20 protein-coding genes are annotated in these 17,965 nt (G+C 59.3%); 9 read left to right on the plus strand and 11 right to left on the minus strand.

Annotated features, from left to right (window positions below):
- Nucleotides 1-32: 32 nt before the first annotated feature.
- Nucleotides 33-2,147 carry a TRAP transporter permease gene (locus tag ABFT80_RS19185; RefSeq protein ID WP_347973539.1) on the plus strand — a complete coding sequence of 705 codons (2,115 nt, stop codon included), beginning with the start codon at nucleotides 33-35 and terminating at the stop codon, nucleotides 2,145-2,147.
- Complete coding sequence (locus tag ABFT80_RS19190; protein ID WP_347973540.1) at nucleotides 2,144-2,509, plus strand: DUF1850 domain-containing protein; 366 nt, start codon at nucleotides 2,144-2,146, stop codon at nucleotides 2,507-2,509. Before ABFT80_RS19185 ends, ABFT80_RS19190 begins: the two co-directional genes overlap by 4 nt.
- Before the next feature lie 233 nt (nucleotides 2,510-2,742).
- Here the strand turns inward: ABFT80_RS19190 and ABFT80_RS19195 are convergent, their stop codons facing one another.
- A complete protein-coding gene (locus ABFT80_RS19195; RefSeq protein WP_347973541.1) occupies nucleotides 2,743-3,168 on the minus strand; it encodes a thiol-disulfide oxidoreductase DCC family protein in 426 nt (141 codons plus the stop codon).
- A gap of 91 nt (nucleotides 3,169-3,259) precedes the next feature.
- Nucleotides 3,260-3,394 (minus strand): hypothetical protein, encoded by a 135-nt coding sequence (locus tag ABFT80_RS19200; protein WP_347973630.1) that lies wholly within the window; start codon nucleotides 3,392-3,394, stop codon nucleotides 3,260-3,262.
- Nucleotides 3,395-3,826: 432 nt separating this feature from the next.
- Here ABFT80_RS19200 and ABFT80_RS19205 point away from each other — a divergent pair, with 432 nt between their 5' ends.
- Nucleotides 3,827-4,333, plus strand: coding sequence for a YciE/YciF ferroxidase family protein (locus ABFT80_RS19205; RefSeq protein WP_347973542.1), 507 nt, complete (start codon nucleotides 3,827-3,829; stop codon nucleotides 4,331-4,333).
- Nucleotides 4,334-4,375: 42 nt separating this feature from the next.
- On the opposite strand, the gene ABFT80_RS19210 is transcribed toward ABFT80_RS19205, so the two are convergent.
- Nucleotides 4,376-5,062: an ArsR/SmtB family transcription factor gene (locus ABFT80_RS19210; RefSeq protein ID WP_347973543.1), complete on the minus strand. Its 687-nt coding sequence runs from the start codon at nucleotides 5,060-5,062 to the stop codon at nucleotides 4,376-4,378.
- Nucleotides 5,063-5,145: 83 nt separating this feature from the next.
- On the opposite strand from ABFT80_RS19210, the gene ABFT80_RS19215 reads away from it, so the two are divergent.
- Genes ABFT80_RS19215 through ABFT80_RS19225 form a run of 3 tightly spaced genes read left to right on the plus strand, consistent with a single transcriptional unit; the run spans nucleotide 5,146 to nucleotide 6,106 of the window.
- Nucleotides 5,146-5,421, plus strand: a complete 276-nt coding sequence (locus ABFT80_RS19215; protein ID WP_347973544.1) for a DUF1127 domain-containing protein — start codon at nucleotides 5,146-5,148, stop codon at nucleotides 5,419-5,421.
- The gene (locus ABFT80_RS19220) at nucleotides 5,418-5,762 is read left to right on the plus strand and encodes an NIPSNAP family protein (protein WP_347973545.1); all 345 of its coding nucleotides are present in this window, start codon (nucleotides 5,418-5,420) and stop codon (nucleotides 5,760-5,762) included. The genes ABFT80_RS19215 and ABFT80_RS19220 overlap by 4 nt, the downstream gene beginning before the upstream one ends.
- Complete coding sequence (locus tag ABFT80_RS19225) at nucleotides 5,759-6,106, plus strand: antibiotic biosynthesis monooxygenase family protein (RefSeq protein ID WP_347973546.1); 348 nt, start codon at nucleotides 5,759-5,761, stop codon at nucleotides 6,104-6,106. The genes ABFT80_RS19220 and ABFT80_RS19225 overlap by 4 nt, the downstream gene beginning before the upstream one ends.
- A 168-nt stretch (nucleotides 6,107-6,274) precedes the next feature.
- On the opposite strand, the gene mbfA is transcribed toward ABFT80_RS19225, so the two are convergent.
- A complete protein-coding gene (gene mbfA / locus ABFT80_RS19230) occupies nucleotides 6,275-7,258 on the minus strand; it encodes an iron exporter MbfA (protein ID WP_347973547.1) in 984 nt (327 codons plus the stop codon).
- A gap of 169 nt (nucleotides 7,259-7,427) precedes the next feature.
- Here mbfA and ABFT80_RS19235 point away from each other — a divergent pair, with 169 nt between their 5' ends.
- Nucleotides 7,428-7,751, plus strand: coding sequence for a hypothetical protein (locus ABFT80_RS19235; RefSeq protein WP_347973548.1), 324 nt, complete (start codon nucleotides 7,428-7,430; stop codon nucleotides 7,749-7,751).
- Here the strand turns inward: ABFT80_RS19235 and ABFT80_RS19240 are convergent.
- The 7 genes from ABFT80_RS19240 to ABFT80_RS19270 form a co-directional block, all read right to left on the minus strand.
- Nucleotides 7,748-8,884 (minus strand): ABC transporter permease, encoded by a 1,137-nt coding sequence (locus ABFT80_RS19240; RefSeq protein WP_347973549.1) that lies wholly within the window; start codon nucleotides 8,882-8,884, stop codon nucleotides 7,748-7,750. The genes ABFT80_RS19235 and ABFT80_RS19240 overlap by 4 nt on opposite strands.
- Nucleotides 8,881-9,798, minus strand: a complete 918-nt coding sequence (locus ABFT80_RS19245) for an ABC transporter ATP-binding protein (RefSeq protein ID WP_347973624.1) — start codon at nucleotides 9,796-9,798, stop codon at nucleotides 8,881-8,883. Before ABFT80_RS19245 ends, ABFT80_RS19240 begins: the two co-directional genes overlap by 4 nt.
- On the minus strand, nucleotides 9,798-10,751 hold the full coding sequence (locus ABFT80_RS19250; RefSeq protein WP_347973550.1) for an HlyD family secretion protein: 954 nt from the start codon (nucleotides 10,749-10,751) through the stop codon (nucleotides 9,798-9,800). Before ABFT80_RS19250 ends, ABFT80_RS19245 begins: the two co-directional genes overlap by 1 nt.
- A complete protein-coding gene (locus ABFT80_RS19255) occupies nucleotides 10,748-11,431 on the minus strand; it encodes a CerR family C-terminal domain-containing protein (protein ID WP_347973551.1) in 684 nt (227 codons plus the stop codon). The genes ABFT80_RS19250 and ABFT80_RS19255 overlap by 4 nt, the downstream gene beginning before the upstream one ends.
- Before the next feature lie 311 nt (nucleotides 11,432-11,742).
- Nucleotides 11,743-12,450 carry a phosphatase PAP2 family protein gene (locus ABFT80_RS19260; RefSeq protein ID WP_347973552.1) on the minus strand — a complete coding sequence of 236 codons (708 nt, stop codon included), beginning with the start codon at nucleotides 12,448-12,450 and terminating at the stop codon, nucleotides 11,743-11,745.
- Between the two features lie 28 nt (nucleotides 12,451-12,478).
- Complete coding sequence (locus ABFT80_RS19265; protein ID WP_347973553.1) at nucleotides 12,479-12,817, minus strand: hypothetical protein; 339 nt, start codon at nucleotides 12,815-12,817, stop codon at nucleotides 12,479-12,481.
- 107 nt (nucleotides 12,818-12,924) lie between these two features.
- On the minus strand, nucleotides 12,925-13,377 hold the full coding sequence (locus tag ABFT80_RS19270; RefSeq protein ID WP_347973554.1) for a MarR family winged helix-turn-helix transcriptional regulator: 453 nt from the start codon (nucleotides 13,375-13,377) through the stop codon (nucleotides 12,925-12,927).
- 170 nt (nucleotides 13,378-13,547) lie between these two features.
- On the opposite strand from ABFT80_RS19270, the gene ABFT80_RS19275 reads away from it, so the two are divergent.
- Both ABFT80_RS19275 and lepA read left to right on the plus strand, forming a co-directional pair.
- On the plus strand, nucleotides 13,548-15,935 hold the full coding sequence (locus tag ABFT80_RS19275) for a membrane-bound PQQ-dependent dehydrogenase, glucose/quinate/shikimate family (RefSeq protein WP_347973555.1): 2,388 nt from the start codon (nucleotides 13,548-13,550) through the stop codon (nucleotides 15,933-15,935).
- Nucleotides 15,936-16,038: 103 nt separating this feature from the next.
- A complete protein-coding gene (lepA, locus tag ABFT80_RS19280; protein WP_347973556.1) occupies nucleotides 16,039-17,847 on the plus strand; it encodes a translation elongation factor 4 in 1,809 nt (602 codons plus the stop codon).
- Nucleotides 17,848-17,965 lie beyond the last annotated feature (118 nt).

The raw sequence follows: 17,965 nt of genomic DNA on the forward strand, positions 1-17,965 counted from the left end.
GAGGTTTTCGCATTTCTTTTCGGGAAAGACGCATGAGCGACATTCAGCCGACACAGACGATCATCACGCAGTCCGCGGAAGAACCCATCGAAGGGCTTCCGGCAGGATTCGGAGAAGGGCTGACCGGGCGCATTGCCTTCGGCATCGCCTTCACCTTCTCGCTGTTTCAGCTCTGGACCGCCGCTTATGGCACCTTGCCGAGCCAGGTCGTGCGCGCCATGCATGTCGGCTTCCTGCTGCTTCTCGGTTTTGCGCTGCTCGGCAATCTCGTGGCGAAAACCCCTGCCGGAAAAGCATGGTTCTGGGCGCTCGGCATTCTTGGTTTCCTGACCGGCATCTACAATTGGGTCGAGTATGTACCGCTCATCCATCGCAGCGGCTTCCTGACGACGCTAGATTTGGTTGTCGGCACGGCTCTCATCGTGCTGGTGTTCGAAGGCGCGCGCCGGCTTATGGGCCTGCCGCTCACCATCATTGCGGGCCTGTTTTTGGCCTATTGTTTTTTCGGCAATTACCTGCCCGCGCCCTTCATCCATCGCGGTTATGATTTCGCGCAGATCATCGAGCATTTCGCCTTCGGCACCGAAGGCATCTACGGCACGCCGATCTATGTTTCGGCGGCTTACATTTTCATTTTCGTGGTGTTTGCAGCCTTCCTCGAACGCGCCGGTATGCTGGCGCTGTTCAACGATTTTGCGCTGGGCCTCGTCGGCTCATGGCGTGGCGGCCCGGCGCAGGTCTGCGTATTGTCGTCGGCCTTGATGGGAACGATCTCCGGCTCAGGCGTCGCCAATGTCGTGGCGAGCGGGCAGTTCACCATCCCGTTGATGAAGCGTTTCGGCTTCCGATCCGCATTCGCGGGCGGGGTGGAGGCGACGTCCTCAATGGGCGGGCAGATCATGCCGCCGGTCATGGGGGCCGTGGCTTTCATCATGGCCGAAACACTCAACGTTCCCTATTCGTCGGTCGTGAAGGCCGCGCTCATTCCCGCAGTTCTTTATTTCGGCGTCTGCTTCTGGATGGTTCATCTGGAAGCCGGAAAAGCCGGTTTGAAGGGTATGGACAAGGCCTCGCTGCCGAATCCGTGGCTGGCGGTGAAACTGCATTGGCCGCTGATGCTGCCGCTTGGTGCGCTGGTTTATCTGCTGTTTGCTGGTTATACGCCGATTTTCGCGGGCACGATGGGTCTGGCCCTGGTGGTCGTGCTCATCCTCGGCACGCCGCTTGCAGCACTCATCGGCCCGTTTGCATTCCGGATGGTGTTCTGGGTGGCGCTTGGGCTTGCTGCTGCGGCCTTCATGCGCTTCGGCGTCAACATTCTGGCTCTGGTTATTGGCTCGCTGGTCGTTGCGTGTTTTCTCTTCAAGGGCGGGCGCGAAACGCTGCTGATCTGCCGCGACTCGCTGGCGGAAGGCGCAAAGAACGCGCTGCCCGTCGGCATAGCCTGCGCGATCGTCGGCCTCGTCATCGGCACTCTGACGCTGACCGGCATCGCGTCGACCTTCATCGGCTTCATCATCGCAATCGGCGAGAACAATCTCTTCCTGTCGCTGGTGCTGACGATGATAACCTGCCTCATCCTGGGCATGGGCATCCCGACGATCCCGAACTACATCATCACCTCGTCGCTTGCCGGGCCTGCACTTCTGGAACTCGGCGTGCCGCTGATCGTCAGCCACATGTTCGTTTTCTACTTCGGCATCATGGCGGATCTGACGCCGCCGGTGGCGCTCGCCTGCTTCGCGGCGGCACCGATGGCGAAAACGTCGGGCCTCAAGATTTCGATACAGGCGACCAAGCTGGCCACGGCGGGCTTCATCGTGCCCTTCATGGCGGTCTACACGCCGGCGCTGATGCTGCAGGATGCCGGCCCGATGGCCGAAGCATGGGGCTACCCGGTCGAAGTCGCCTATGTCTTCATCAAGGCCTGTTCCGGCATTGCCTTGTGGGGTGTTGCCGTGGTCGGCTTCCTGTTCGGGCGAGCAACCATAATCGAACGCCTCCTGGCCTTCGTCGCCGGTGTCTGCCTGATCCTGTATCTGCCGCTAACCGACGAAATCGGTTTTGCGCTCGGCATCGCAGTGGTGGCCTTCCATTGGTGGCGGGTGCGCGGCGGTAAGAAGGGTGGCGAACCGGTCACGACATGAGCCTGTGCATTCTTGCCGCCGGAAAGATGACCGTTCTGGCGGCAACGGCGTTCACGCTGAGCTGGACGCATTCGATCGAAAAGACGCGCTGGGAGGAAGACTGGCGCGTCGCTGCATCCGGGCTCGAGGTCGTGGAGGCGCGCGTCAAAGGCTCAGGCGCCGGCATCGATCCGCCGGAGGGGGCGGTTCTGAAAGATGGCTGGTGGGTCTACACGCCCGCCATTCCGCCACGACAAAGCGTCTCCCTGGCGGCTTCGGGAGCGACAGGCTCCGGCTGGCGACTATGCGCTGATGGCGATTGCATGGAGTTTGGAGGCGAGGCGGGGGAGGCGATAGAGCTTTCGGTCTGCGATGCCAATTGATGCGAATTAGAGCATTTTCTGTTTTGATGGAATCACGAGGCGCCCCCCTCTGCCCTGCCGGACATCTCCCCCACAGGTGGGGAGATTAGCCGTCCGCTGTCGGCGGCGGCTAACTGGCGAGGAAGGGTTGCGAAATCTTAGATGAAAGCTGATCTCCCCACCCGTGGGGGAGATGTCCGGCAGGACAGAGGGGGGCGCTGTCCCGCCATCGTTTCTATCTAAAATGAACGCCCCTACTCGACAATCCTTGCGCGCAACGCTGCGGATGGAATATCGCAATTGTCCTTTTTCCCGAAAAACCGGTGCCGGTTTCGCGCGATGAAATCGTAGAGCGTATTGCGCAGAGGCTTCGGCAGCAGCTTCAACACGCTGACGGCGCGCCACGGCCAGCCCAGCGCATCGAGCGCGGCAATCAAACTGCCCATCTTCTGATGCGCCACACCGTCGATGATGACGATGTTGGTCTCGTAAATGTCGGTACGAAGTCCGTATTGCGTGTAAAGGCTCAAGCCCAAGGGCGACTGCGCAGTGGTGAACAGGAACTGCTTCTTGTGATCATGCCGGACGATGAAATCCGCGAAGGCCGAGCACATGATGCACGCGCCATCGAAGACGATCAGTGATTGGGGATTTTTCGAAAGGTCGTCTGTTTCGCTCACGCTACGGTTCCGATTGTTACCGGAACCAACATAGGATTGCGTGAGAGGAGAGAAAAGCGCCGCGCGATCACGCTGGCGTGTGCCGGCGCTTTTAGCCGAGCTGCATCTGGCCCTGAATAAGGCGCGCGCCGCGACGCGCACAGGCAGGACCTGGGCCGCGCATATAGTGGCGTTCCGGCCGATAGGTCGGCGCGACGAATTCACGGATCGTCGATGCAAAACGCATGAAACTACTCAAAACAAACATCTTCCAATTCCTGTCCTCGGATGTCCCTTCCGACTTCGTGTTCGACCATACCGGCCACGCATGAATAGTTGGTGAACACGAAATTAATCTTTCACCTAAAATGCGCTCCACAATGGCGGAATTGCGGTAGATTCGTACGCTCTCCGGAGCAGAAATAAAGAACTCGTTTCTGTTGCTTATGCGCCACAGTTTTTTGAGGTGGTGAGGCTGAGCGAAAGCAGCGTTCTGAGTTGCCCTCTCGAAGGAGATTCTAAATTCCGCGATCAATCTGTCAAAAGTGACGGAACCGGCCCCATGTCGCCGCGTTGCCTTAGCGAGCCGGGAGATCATCCCGACCCGACAGAGTGCCCCAACGAGGGTGCGGCGCACCTGCCAAAATCAACCATAAACAGGACAGGAAAGGCGCAAGCCATGGGATTCTTTTCGAAAGATATTAAGACACTCGACGACCTCTTCGTGCATACGCTGCAGGATATCTATTATGCTGAAAAGCAGATCGAAAAAGCCTTGCCAAAAATGATGGAAAAGGCGACTGACGCATCTTTGAAGGCCGGTTTCCAGAAGCATCTTCAGGAAACGAAGGGCCATATCCAGCGTGTCGAGCAGGTGTTCGAAATGCACGGCGTCAAGGCCAAGGCGGTTAACTGCCCGGCTATCGATGGTATTCTGGAAGAGGCTGACGAGGTCAGCGGCGATATCGACGACAAGCAGGTTCTGGATGCAGCACTCATCGCTTCCGCTCAGGCGGTCGAGCATTATGAGATGACGCGTTATGGTACCCTTGTTGCCTGGGCAAGACAGCTCGGCCGTGACGATTGCGCCGCCGTTCTTGAGGAAAACCTCAAGGAAGAGAAGGCGACCGACAAGAAGCTGTCCGAAATGGCGAATGCCAAGATCAATCTGCAGGCAGCCGAATAATATCTGCAGTCTCACGAGAAGGCCGGCATATGCCGGCCTTTTTCATGGCTTCGGCAGAAAGGCGGCTTCGAAAGCACGCTTGCCGGGCGGGGTGAATGCCACTATGCGGCTGTCCTTCTCGCGTCGCCCCCATTTCTCGGACAATATCTTGTCGAGGATCGCGGCTCCCAATGATCCGGCAAGATGAGAGCGCCGCACACTCCAGTCGAGGCAGGCACGGCAGGCGGGACGCCTTTGCCCTGTCAGGGCGGACGCGTTGATGCCGACTTTGTCGAAAAACACCTGACCAGCAGTTCCGACTGAAAGCCTGTCGCCGCTTCGCTCGATTATCCCGCGCTGGATGAAGCCGTCCAGCATGCGCACGGCATGTTCACCGGCCAGATGGTCGTAGCAGACACGCGCCTCGCGCATCGTTGCCTCGCGCGGGCCGGGACGCACGCGCTTTGGGCCGACTTCGGCGGCGACACCCATAATCACCTCCAGCATCGAAGCGATTTGCGGTCCCGACAGGCTGAAATAGCGATGCCGCCCCTGCGTCGATAGCTTGAGCAGGCCGCCATCAGTCAGCTTGCCGAGATGCGAACTCGCGGTCGGTAGCGTGACGCCCGCCTCAAGCGCCAGTTCGGACGCGGTGAGCGAGGCGCCGCCCATGAGTGCCGTCAGCATGTTGGCGCGGGCAGGGTCGCCGATCAGGCTGGCAATGCGCGCAATGTCCGGTCCGTCTTTCATTTTTGCATCTCCTGAATAGTTCGATGGTAATCGAAGCATTGTCGTCGGGCAAGGTCTATCGATAGTGCTTTAGGAGACCGAAAATGCTGGATCGACCGAAAGCCATTTTCCTGACTGCCCTCAAAGCGCTCTCGCGCTTTTATGACCGTTGGCTTCAAAGACAGACCCTTGCCGAACTCGAAACACACTTGCTGAACGACATCGGCATTTCACAAGCGGAGGCGGATCGCGAATGCGCAAAACCGTTCTGGTATTCTCAATCTACGGCAGATCGGCACGCCGATGCTTCGACGCGGATCGAAACGTCGCGGCGGGTGAGTGCGGTAGTTTCCGGCAACATCACAGGAGACGAAAAATGAGCATCACCTGCTTCATCCGCTACGAAATCGATCCGTTCGGCAAAGCTGATTTCGAGGAATATGCCCGCAACTGGGGTGAGGCGATACCGCGCTGCGGGGCCGATCTGATCGGCTATTTCGCGCCGCATGAGGGGTCCGCGACGACAGCCTACGGGGTTTACAACATCGAAAATCTCGCAGCCTATGAGGCCTATCGCGCGCGTCTTTCAGCCGATCCTCTGGGCAAGGCGAACTATGCTTTTGCGAAGGAGCGGAAATTCATCCATCGTGAGGACCGGATTTTCCTCAAGCTCGCATCGGCTCCGCACGCGCCATTGATTTCGGGAGGAAGCGGGACATGATTGCCGTAATTTTTGAAGTGACTCCAGCTGATGGAAAGCGCGACGCCTATCTTGGCATCGCCGCCGATCTCAGGCCGCTGCTCGATGGAATGGATGGCTTTCTGTCGATCGAGCGGTTTCAGAGCCTGTCCGACCCGAACCGCGTTCTCTCGCTGTCCTTCTGGCGCGATGAGGAAGCGGTGAAGGCGTGGCGCAACACGGAAGAGCATCGTCATGCGCAGGCGGCAGGACGCGGCGGCGTGTTCAAAGACTACCGGCTCCGCATCGCCCATGTCGTTCGCGATTATGGCATGTTTCGGCGGGACGAAGTGCCGGCGGATAGTCTTGAGGTGCATACGGGGTAGGTGGCGGAGACGTTGCAAAGTGCCCCCACTCCGTCCGCTTCGCGGCCACCTCTCCCCCACTTCGTGAGGGAGAGGAAGGGAGCCAAGTAACACCATCAGTTCCATTGCTTTCCTCTCCCCCGTTTCGGGGGAGAGGTGGCCGCGAAGCGGACGGAGTGGGGGCTCTTGTTACGCATTCCCGATCAAAATACCCGCCGCAAGCACCAGCGCGCCGCCAAGCACCACCTGAAATGCCGCCCGCATAAACGGCGTTTCCATATAGCGTTTCTGGATGTAGGCGATGGTCCACAACTCCACGAAGACAATGAAGCCAGCCAAAATAGTCGCGGTCCAGAAATGCGGGATCAGATAGGGCAAAGCGTGTCCCAGCCCGCCGAGCGCCGTCATTATGCCTGTGGTCAGGCCGCGTTTGATGGGCGAACCCCGGCCTGAAAGCCTGCCGTCATCGGATGCGACTTCGGTGAAGCCCATCGAGATGCCCGCACCGATCGATGCCGCGAGGCCGACCAGAAATGTCTGCCACGTGTCATGCGTGGCAAAGGCGGCGGCGAAGATCGGCGCGAGCGTCGATACCGAGCCGTCCATCAACCCTGCCAATCCTGGCTGGACATAGGTCAGGATAAACTGCTTGCGCTCGGTCTCGCCTTCCTCGGCCTTCACGTCCTCGTTGACATGGGTGAGGCCCAGCTTGTGCGCGAGCGTCTCATGCGAGCTTTCCGCAGCTTCCAGGTCGCCCAGCAATTTGCGCGTCGCCGCATCCGGCGTTTGCTTGGCTGCTTCGCTGTAGAAGAGCCGCGCCTGTCGCTCCATCTCTTCGGCCTGGTTGCGCACATGATCGATGCCGAGCGGTCGCACCAGCCAATCCGGTTTGCGCTCATAATAACCGCGAACATGCTCGCGCCGGATGAGCGGTATCCGCTCGCCGAACCTTTTGCGGTGCAGATCAATAAGCGCTGCGCGATGGCCGTCTTCTTCCTCGGCCATTTCATCGAAAATCTTCGCCGATTGTGGAAACTGTTCCCGGATTCCGTCCGCGTAGGAGCGATAGATGCGCCCGTCATCCTCTTCGGATGAAATTGCGAGCGCCAGAATTTCCTGTTCGGAAAGCGTTGAAAAAGACCGGCGTCCGAAGCCGAGCATCCGCGAAAGCATGACTGAAAAATCCTAGTTTAGAATAATTCTAAAGTAGGATTTCGAGCGGCGGCAGTCAATTGTTTCGTGAGGATGCGTGTCGAATGATTTTTTCGCGGGATCGCATCTTATTATAGGTAAATCTTAGTCTATATGAATTGCAGTTCACCGCTCATGAAGGACGCTCCCGATGCAGGCAAAGAAGCAGGCCCCCGCATTCGACCCGCAACCAGTGCTCGATCTGATCGCCAGCATCGAGGCCGATCTCGAAAGGCTGAAAGGCATGCTCCAGCCGCCGGTTGGCGAGTTCGACCCTGCCGATCCGCGCAACAAGACCGGCGATGGCAAGCTGACGCCCGAAGGCGTGGAAACCTGCTACCGCATGTTTGACAAGGGCAGCAGCCGCTATTCGGTCGCCCGCGCCATGAAGATTTCCTTCGCGGCGGCCACGCATCGTCTCAATGCCTGGCGAAAGGCCGGTGGCGACAAGCGCAAGAAGGTCCTGCTCGGTTAATCCAATGTCCGCCGGAAGCGCAGCAGCGCGAAACATGCGAATATGGCGACGAATATCGCCAATGCGCCGATCTCGCCAGCGACTGCCGGAAACTCGGCGCCTTTCAGCATGACGGCGCGGATGATGCGCAGGAAATGCGTCAGCGGGAAAATCTCGCCCAGCATCTGCGCCCATCCAGGCATTCCGAGATAGGGAAACATGAAGCCCGAAAGCAGGATCGAGGGGAGGAAGAAAAAGAAGGTTAGCTGCATCGCCTGCATCTGCGTGCGCGAGACGGTGGAAATCGTGTAGCCGAGCAGCACGAGCGAAAGCACGAAGACGAGGATCGCGAAGAGAAGAAGCGGCAGGCTGCCGAAGAACGGCACCGAAAACAGAAGCTTTGCGGCGACCAGAACAACGACCACCTGCACCGCGCCAACGCAGGCATAGGGCAACACCTTGCCGAGCATGATTTCTGCCGGGCTGGCTGGCATGGCAAGCAGATTTTCCATCGTGCCGCGTTCGGTTTCGCGCGTCAGCGCCATGGAAGTCATCATCACCATGGTCATCTGCAATATGACGCCGAGCAGGCCCGGCACGATGTTGTATTGCGATATGCCTTCGGGATTGTAGCGCCGGTGCACGACGACTTCGAGTTGCGCTTTTTCGGCGTCGGCCTCTTCGGCACTGGTGCCTTTTTCACGCAGCAATGCCTGCCGCGCCACGGTGCTGAGCGTCGAGATCGCGCCGCTGGCAACCGATGGATCGGTCGCGTCCGCTTCGATCAGGATTTGCGGATTGTCGCCGCGCGCGATGCGCCGCGCAAAGTCGGACGGTATGGTGACGACGAAGACGACATCGCCGCGCGCCATCAGCAATTCCGCCTCAGCGGCGCTCCCCACCACATGGTCGAAACGGTAGTAGCCGGTGGTCTGAAGTGCGGAGACCATGGCGCGCGTGTAATTGTCGTTGCTGGTCGCGACCAGTGCTGCGGGCAAGCCCTTCGGATCATTGTTGATCGCGAAGCCGAACAGGATAAGCAGCATGAGCGGCACGCCGAGCATCATTGCAAACGTCACGCGGTCGCGGCGCATCTGGATGAATTCTTTCGCGAGCAGCGCGCCGAGACGGCCGAATGAGAACATGCGGTTCATGACATATTGTCCTTCGACCCGGCCATGAACTGAATGAACACGTCTTCAAGACTGGTTTCGCCGGGCGTAACGGTGATGCCGTCCAGCTTGCGCACGTCTTCCAGCGAGGCTTCCAGCTTTGCGGCGTCGGAGCCGACGACATGCAGCGTCGCGCCGAAGGGGGCGACCTGATCGATGCCGGGTTTGCCTTCGAGGCTCGACGCCACTTCATTGAGGCGCGGCCCGCTGACGATGAAGGTCGTCAGGCCCGCATTCTTCACCACCTCGTCCACCGTGCCGGTGGCCAGCATCTTGCCGTAGGAAATATAGCTGATGCGATGGCAGCGCTCCGCCTCGTCCATATAGTGGGTGGAAACCAGAACGGTCAGCCCGCCGCGCGCCAGCCGGTGGATTTCATCCCAGAACTCGCGCCGCGCTTTCGGATCGACGCCTGCGGTCGGCTCGTCGAGCAGGAGAAGTTTCGGCTTGTGCATGATGCAGGCGGCCAGCGCCAGCCGCTGCTTCCAGCCGCCCGAAAGCGTGCCCGCCAACTGGTCGCGCCGGCTTTCCATGCCGAGATCAGCAAGCGTTTCATCGATATATTTGGAAACGGGCTTCAACCCGTAGAGCCGCGCGACGAATTGAAGGTTTTCGGCAATCGTCAAATCCTCGTAGAACGAGAATTTCTGGGTCATGTAGCCGACTTCGCGCTTGATCTTATAGCCTTCGTGCCGAAGGTCGAAGCCGAGCACGCGCCCGTCACCTTCATCGGGGGTGAGCAACCCGCACATCATGCGGATGGTCGTCGTCTTGCCTGATCCGTTTGGGCCGAGGAAGCCGACGATCTCGCCTTCCGCGACCTGCATGGACACATGGTCCACAACGGTCTTTTCGCCGAAGCGTTTGACGAGATTGTTGACCTCGATGACATTCATCACTCAGCGCCTTCGGCAAGCGACACATCGACGATCTGCCCCGGCTGCAGCGGGCTGGCCTCGCCTTCCGGTAGCGCTTCGATGAGGTAGACGAGCTTCTGGCGTGTTTCGAGCGAGTAGATCACCGGCGGGGTGAATTCGGGATCGGGCGAAACATAGCTGACGCGCGCCTTCAGCCCTTCCGGGCAGCCATCGCAGCGCACGTCGAGCACCGAGCCGACCTTGATCGAGGAAAACCGCGTTTCCGGCAGATAGAGTTTCAGCCGTACGGCCCCATCCGGCAGAAGCGAAAGCACCGGCGCGGATGGTCCTGCCGTATCGCCGGGATTGCGCACGACATCGTCGACACGGCCAGCGGAAGGCGCATTGAGCACGCGCTTCGACAGACGCCACCTTGCCTGTTCGAGCGCGGCTTCAGCCTGCTTCACCTGATTTTCCGCAGCCTTGATCGTTTCCTCGCGGGCGGGAAGCTTTGCGACATTGAGATTCGCGCGGGCTTCGCCAACCTGCGCCTGCGCAGTTTCAAGCGAGGTCTGCGCCTGATCGAGATTTGCCTGTGCGGCGACGCCGCGCCCGCGAAGATCGTTCGTGCGGGCGACCACGCGCCTTGCCTCTTCTGCCTGCGCCTCAGCCGAGGCAAGTGCGGCGTCGAGAACGGCGATCTCTTCCGGTCGTCTGCCGACCTGAAGATCGGCCAGTTGCGCCTTTGCCTGATCGAGTGCTGCCTCACTTTGCGAAACGGCGATCTTTGCGTCTGAATCTTCAAGAATGACAAGCTTTTGCCCTGTCTCGATCCGTTCGCCCCTGCGCACGGAGACGGCCTGCACCTGCGCAACCTCGATCGGCGCAAGCTGCACGAAATCGCCCTCGACATAGCCGACCGCCAAAGGCGCTGCCGGTGCGCAGGCCGAAAAAAAGGATGCGACAAGCGGGATTGCGCAAATCAGGCTCATGATTTTCCTCCAGTCCGGCTTGCTATGATCGCGTTGAGATTGTCGCGCGCGGCCTCGGTGATCATACCTGCCTCGCGCTTGCCGATGTCGGTCCAGCCCATGCGGCGCAGCACAGCTTCCTTGCCAATGCGGAAATAGATGATTTGGCCGAGCATCGTGAAAACGGTGAGCTTCGTGCGGTCGCTTTCGGCAGGCTCGCCGGTTGCGAGTTCCCATATGGCGCAGAGCCGCCGATGAACGGGATCGAACACGCCATTATAGATGCGGTCGAGTGCGGGCGAGGGCTGCGCCATCTCGCGCAGGATGAATTGCACGATGTCGCCCGCTTCGGGCTGCACGACGACGAAATCCACCATATTGTGGATGGCCGAGGTCAGTTGTTCCTGTGCACCTGCCGCGTCTTCGGGCGGTTTGGGTGCGGCCTCCAGAGCCTGCGCGGCAATCATCTGGATAGTCGCGACGATATGGTCGGCCACCGCCTCGCGAAGCCCGTCCTTGCCGCCGAAATGATAGGCGATGCTGCCAATATTGGCGTTTGCCGCGGCGGCTATCTCGCGGGTCGAAGTACCTTCGAAGCCCTGGCGCCCGAACAGCGAAAGGCCGGTCAGGGTGAGGGCCGTGCGCGTGGCTTCAGCGGCGGCACCTCGTGGTGGCTTTGAAGTGGTGGTTCGCTTGCTCATCCCCTAAATTTAATCAATCGATTGATTAAAGTCAAGAAGGACGAAGTGGAGGGGAATTGCGCCTGATGTGAGAACGCTAAAGCAGTCCTTTTTTTGACGGAATCACGAGGCGCCCCCCTCTGTCCTGCCGGACATCTCCCCCACGGGTGGGGAGATTACTCCTTCATTAGCGCTCGGCACCAATCGCTAACCTCGCAGAATGAAAGCCAAAATTTGTGTAAGCCAATCTCCCCACCTGTGGGGGAGATGTCCGGCAGGACAGAGGGGGGCGCTGTCCCGCCAGCGTTTCTATCCAGAGAAAGTGAAGGACTCTAACCTTTGGTGTTTTTATGCGAACCCGGCTTCTGCCCGATCAGATAACGTGCAATCAGCCAGCACAGCATCGCCCAGGCAAGGCCCGCACACCATCCGGCCAGCACGTCGGATGGCCAATGAACGCCGAGATAGATGCGGCTGATGCCGACCATCACCGTGACGAGAAGCGCGACCGACAGAACGTAAATCTTGCTCATGCGGTCCGGCATCAGATTGGCGAGTTGCGAACCCAGCGTGATGTAGATCACCGCCGAAAGCATCGCGTGGCCGCTCGGAAAGCTCAGTGTGTGAACCTCCATCAATTTCGGCACGAGGTCGGGGCGCGGGCGGTCGACGCCGAGCTTCAAAAGGCTGCTCAGCAACTGCCCGCCGATGACGGCGACGGCGATGAACAGCGAAGCAGCGAATTTGCGCTGGATGAGCAGGTAGAAAATGGTCGAGAGCGTGATGACCAGCAGCACGCTAACGCTGCCGAGGCTGGTTATGTCGCGCACCGCCTCTTCCATCCAGAATGGCCCGATGGGATTGTCGGGCTGGCCCGGCGTGCGGAATGCCAGCAGGATTTCCGTGTCGAAGCTGTGCGGGGTCGTCTCGCGGGCGACATCGATGAGTTCCACGAAACCCCACACGCCCAATGCGATGATGAGGCATGCCAGCAGAACCGGAAATTCGATTTTGCCGGAAAGAATACGAAATTTCTCCAAAACTATGCCTCTTGCCGCGGAAATTTAATTATCGTCCCGACAAATAGGGTCCGAAGGTGATCAGGCCCACTGCAAAAATAGCCAGCACGATGCCGCCGCTTTGATAGGCGTTCAAATGCTCGTTGAACACAAGAATCGCGATGACATTTATCGCGATAAGCTGGATCACCGCAGAGAGGCTGAAAGCTGCGGCCATGCCGAATTCGCGCACCAGCCTGAGCATGATGAGATTGCCGGCAGAATAAAGAAACAGCGTCAGAACGAGCTTTCCCATTCCCGGCTGAAGCGCCCATGACTTTGCGGCGGTTGCGGCCAGCAGGAATATGATCGTAGAGGCCGCAAGCTGCAGCAGTCCCGAAATGCTCAAAGCGCATGTCCTCTCAAGGAAAAGTGTCTGAAGCTTTCCTGATCTCAACCCGAACGACCGTCAAGCTGTCCTTGCGACCTGTACTAGTCGATTTCTTGATATCTGCCTCAGCGCTGGATTTCTGAGCCGATAAGCGAGGCTTCCAGCGCGCGCAGCACACGCGCTGTCGCGTGTAGATCGTCATCGTCGAGGTCTTTCAAAAGGCGCTGCCTCAGATCCCGCAAAATGTCTTCGATTTCGCCGACGCGCTTGCTGCCCTTTTCGGTTAGCGTCAGCAGCTTCGCGCGCCGATCCTCAGGGTCTTCGTTTCGCTCGACCAGACCCTCCGCCAGCAAGCGATCAGCTATCCGCACGATCGACGGGCCTTCCAGCCCGGCATAATCCGCGACGACGCCTTGCCGTGCGCTGCCGCCGAGACGTGAGAGAGCGAGGAGGGGCATCGCGGTTGCATGCGAGAGGCCGCAATCGTCCAGCGCCTGATCGGCCGCACGACGCCAGAGGCGCGCCACGCCTACGAGAAGATGGCCGATTATTGCGCGTTCCCCGTTGTTTTGGCTCATTGCCAATTGTTTGTCTGCAATCTAATAATATGCAATCGATTTTTATCGCAGGCCTGAGCTTTGGCCGAATGCCCTTGCCAAAGTGCTTTGTTTTCTGATGAAAATCGTCCCCTGGTTGTGCTCCGCCCACCTATCCGGCCGGCAAGAGCCATGGTTTCATGAGGATACCAATGTCAAATCGACTGTCTGCAAGAGGCTCCCGTAGATCCGGCGGCTGGCTTATTCCTGTTGTCGGCGTGCTTTTCATCCTGTTCGCGCTTCCCCTGATCTGGGGCGGTGTGCAGCTCGCGATGCTGGGCGGTTCCTGGTATTACGTGATTGCGGGCATCGGCCTCGGCTTCACCGGCATTCTGTTTTTCTTCCGCAGCCGGATCGGCGTCTGGCTGTATCTAGCGATTTTCCTGGCGACGATTATCTGGGCAATATGGGAAGCAGGTTTTTCCTTCTGGCCGCTTATCCCGCGCCTCGTCGCACCGGCGGTGCTGGCGATCATCGTTCTGTTGATTTCTCCGTACTTCCCAAGCCAGGGCATCACGCGCCCCGCTAAAGGCGGGCCTTTCGCGCTGGCAGCCTTGCTGGTGATCGGGCTGATCGCGACCGGCGTGTTTGCCTTCTCGCCGCATGAAGTCACCCGCAATGCATTTGCGGGCGGTACGGCGGCTGCCGTGGCGGATGTTGCCGATCAAGGCACGGACTGGCGCCATTATGGCCGTACCCCGCATGGCACGCGCTATGCGCCGATCGATCAGATCAATGTCGAAAACGTCAAGGATCTCGAAGTCGCCTGGACGTTCAGGACCGGCGATCCGGCGATCAAGGGCTCAGAGGACCAGAACACGCCGCTTCAGGTCGGCGATACGGTCTATGCCTGCACCTCGCACAACATCGTTCATGCGCTGAATGCCGAGACCGGCGAATTGCGCTGGAAGTTCGATCCGCAGGCAAAGTCGCCGCTTTGGCAGCGTTGCCGTGGTGTCAGCTATTATGAGCCGGTGGTGGTTCCGCCTGCCGCTGCTCCCGCTCCGACGATGGCTTGTACTGCCCGCATCGTCCTCACCACGATCGATGCGCGTTTGATCCAGATCGATGCCAAGACCGGTGAACTTTGCCAGGATTTCGGCAATGGCGGCACGGTCGATCTCAAGCAGGGCATGGGCGACGTCAAGGACGGCTTCTACTTCCAGACGTCCGCTCCCACCGTCATGCGCGATCTCATCATGGTCGGCGGCTGGGTCTGGGACAATGTCGAAACCGGCGAGCCTTCCGGTGCGGTTCGTGCCTTCAGCGCCCGCACCGGCGAGCTGGTCTGGGCGTGGGATCTCGGCAATCCGGCGATCACCAAGGAGCCACCGGCAGGCGAAAGCTATACGCGCGGTACGCCGAACGTCTGGTCAACGCCTGCCTATGACGACGAACTAGGTCTGGTCTACCTGCCGACAGGCAATGCGACGCCCGATTTCTATGGCGTGCATCGCAGCAAGGAGGCCAATGAGTACAGCTCGTCAGTCGTCGCGCTCGACGCAATGACCGGCCGCGAACGCTGGAAGTTCCAGACCGTGCATCACGACGTATGGGACTATGACGTTCCCTCCCAGCCGGCGCTCTACAATATGCCCGGCGAAGGCGGCGAAACGGTTCCGGCCCTTGTCCAAGTCACCAAGCGCGGGCAGATCTTCGTGCTCGACCGTCGCGACGGCAAGCCGATCACCGAGGTCGAGGAACGCCCCGTACCGCAGGAAGGCGGCATTCCGGAGGAAACGCTTTCGCCGACCCAGCCTTATTCGGTCGGCATGCCTTCCATCGGCACGGAGCCGTTCACCGAAGCGCGCATGTGGGGTGCTACGCCTTACGATCAGCTCTATTGCCGCATCGAATTCAAGAAGATGCGCTATGAGGGCGAATTCACGCCTCCCGGAACGACCATGTCGCTTATCTATCCGGGCTATTATGGCGGGATGAACTGGGGCAGCGCCTCGATCGACGAAGCAAACGGCCTGCTGATCGTCAACGACATCCGCATGCCGCAGTTCCTGATCCTGCTGCCGCGTGAAGAGGCGGACAATTACGGTCCGTCCGCGGCCCATGACGGTCTGGGCACACAGCTCGGCACGCCTTACGGTGCATTGAAGAACGGCTTCATGTCGCCGCTCGGCGTTCCTTGTCACCAGCCGCCTTATGGCACGATTTCCGGTATCGATCTGAAATCGCACCAGCTCGTCTGGCAGGTTCCGGCTGGAACCTTGCAGGATACGGGTCCGCTCGGCATGAAGACGGGTCTGCCTATTCCGATCGGCATGCCGACGCTCGGCGGTCCGGCAACGACAGCCGGCGGTCTCGTCTTCTACGCGGGCACGCAGGATTATTATCTGCGCGCGCTGAATGTGAAGACCGGCGAGGAGCTCTGGAAAGGCCGTCTTCCGGTCGGTGCCCAGGCCACCCCGCTGACCTATATTTCGCCCGAAAGCGGACGTCAGTTCGTGGTGATCTCGGCAGGCGGCGCGCGTCAATCGCCGGATCGGGGCGATTACATCGTCGCCTATGCGCTGAAAAAGCAGTAAATCTGCTTATAATCCATGCAAACGGGGCGCTTCTTGCGCCCCGTTTTGTTTTGCGGGTGCGGATGATCTTGTCGAAGGTTAACGCCCCTGCTAAACGCCGCTCATGACCACACCACTCGACCACATCCGAAATTTTTCCATCGTCGCTCATATCGACCACGGCAAGTCGACGCTTGCCGACCGGCTTATCCAGTCCACAGGCGGGCTGGAATTGCGCGACATGAAGGAACAGGTGCTCGACTCGATGGATATCGAGCGCGAGCGCGGCATCACCATCAAGGCCCAGACCGTGCGTCTGCACTACAAGGCCAACAATGGCGAAAGCTATGTTCTGAACCTCATCGACACGCCCGGCCATGTCGACTTCGCCTACGAAGTCTCGCGGTCGCTGTCGGCTTGCGAAGGCTCGCTTCTCGTGGTCGATGCCAGCCAGGGCGTCGAGGCGCAGACGCTGGCCAATGTCTATCAGGCCATCGACAACAATCACGAGATCGTCGTGGTGCTGAACAAGGTCGATCTGCCCGCCGCCGAGCCGGAGCGCATCCGCGAACAGGTCGAGGAAGTCATCGGCATCGACGCCTCTCAGGCCGTCATGATTTCGGCCAAGACCGGCCTCGGCATTCCCGATGTGCTGGAAGCCATCGTCAACCAGCTTCCGCCGCCGCGTGAAGGTGACCGCGATGCGCCGCTGAAGGCGATGCTGGTCGATAGCTGGTATGATACCTATCTCGGCGTCATCGTTCTGGTGCGCATCATCGATGGCGTGCTCAAGAAGGGCCAGACCATCCGTATGATGGAAACGAATGCGCGCTATCCGGTCGAGCGCGTCGGCGTGTTTACGCCGAAGATGGTCCAGATGGATGAACTCGGCCCCGGCGAATTCGGCTTCATCACCGCTTCAATCAAGGAAGTGGCCGATACGCGCGTTGGCGATACGATCACCGAAGACCGTCGCCCGACGACATCGGCGCTGCCCGGCTTCAAGCCCGCGCAGCCTGTCGTGTTCTGCGGATTGTTCCCGGTCGATGCTGCCGATTTCGAAGATTTGCGCGCCGCGATGGGCAAGCTTCGCCTGAACGATGCGAGTTTCTCTTTTGAGATGGAAACGTCTGCGGCTCTCGGCTTCGGCTTCCGCTGCGGCTTCCTTGGGCTGCTGCATCTCGAAATCATTCAGGAACGGCTTGAGCGCGAGTTCGATCTCGATTTGATCGCGACTGCGCCTTCCGTGGTCTACAAGCTCAACATGCTCGACGGTTCGGTGCAGGAATTGCACAATCCAGCCGACATGCCCGACGTCATCAAGATCGTTTCGATCGAGGAGCCGTGGATTCGCGCCACGATCCTGACACCTGATGACTACCTCGGTTCGATCCTCAAGCTCTGCCAGGACCGCCGCGGCATTCAGGTCGATCTGTCCTATGTCGGCAAGCGCGCCATGCTGACCTACGATCTGCCGCTCAACGAAGTGGTCTTCGATTTCTATGACCGCTTGAAGTCGATTTCGAAGGGTTATGCCTCGTTCGATTATCATCTGTCGGATTACCGCGAGGGCAACCTCGTCAAGATGTCGGTGCTGGTCAACAGCGAGCCGGTCGATGCGTTATCCATGATGGTGCACCGTGCGGCTGCCGAAAAGCGCGGGCGCGATCTGTGCGAAAAGCTCAAGGATCTGATCCCCAAGCACATGTTCAAGATCCCGATTCAGGCGGCGATTGGCGGAAACGTCATCGCGCGCGAAACGATCTCGGCACTGCGCAAGGACGTGACCGCCAAGTGCTATGGCGGCGACGTCAGCCGCAAGCGCAAACTTCTGGAAAAGCAGAAGGAAGGCAAAAAGCGCATGCGGCAGTTCGGCAAGGTCGACATTCCGCAGGAAGCCTTCATCCAGGCGCTCAAGATGGGTGATAATTAGGATCTTCCGGATTTGTCGCCGATGTCTTTGGTATCGACTGTGTAATGTCCAAAAATGCGACGATCAGATATACCGTGCATGCGGAAGTAGCCATTCGAGAACGTAACCTTGAAAAGGC

Origin of the sequence: Foliimonas ilicis (assembly GCF_039939195.1) — a bacterium.
In the GTDB taxonomy this organism is placed as follows: Bacteria; Pseudomonadota; Alphaproteobacteria; order Rhizobiales; family Rhizobiaceae; genus Foliimonas; species Foliimonas ilicis.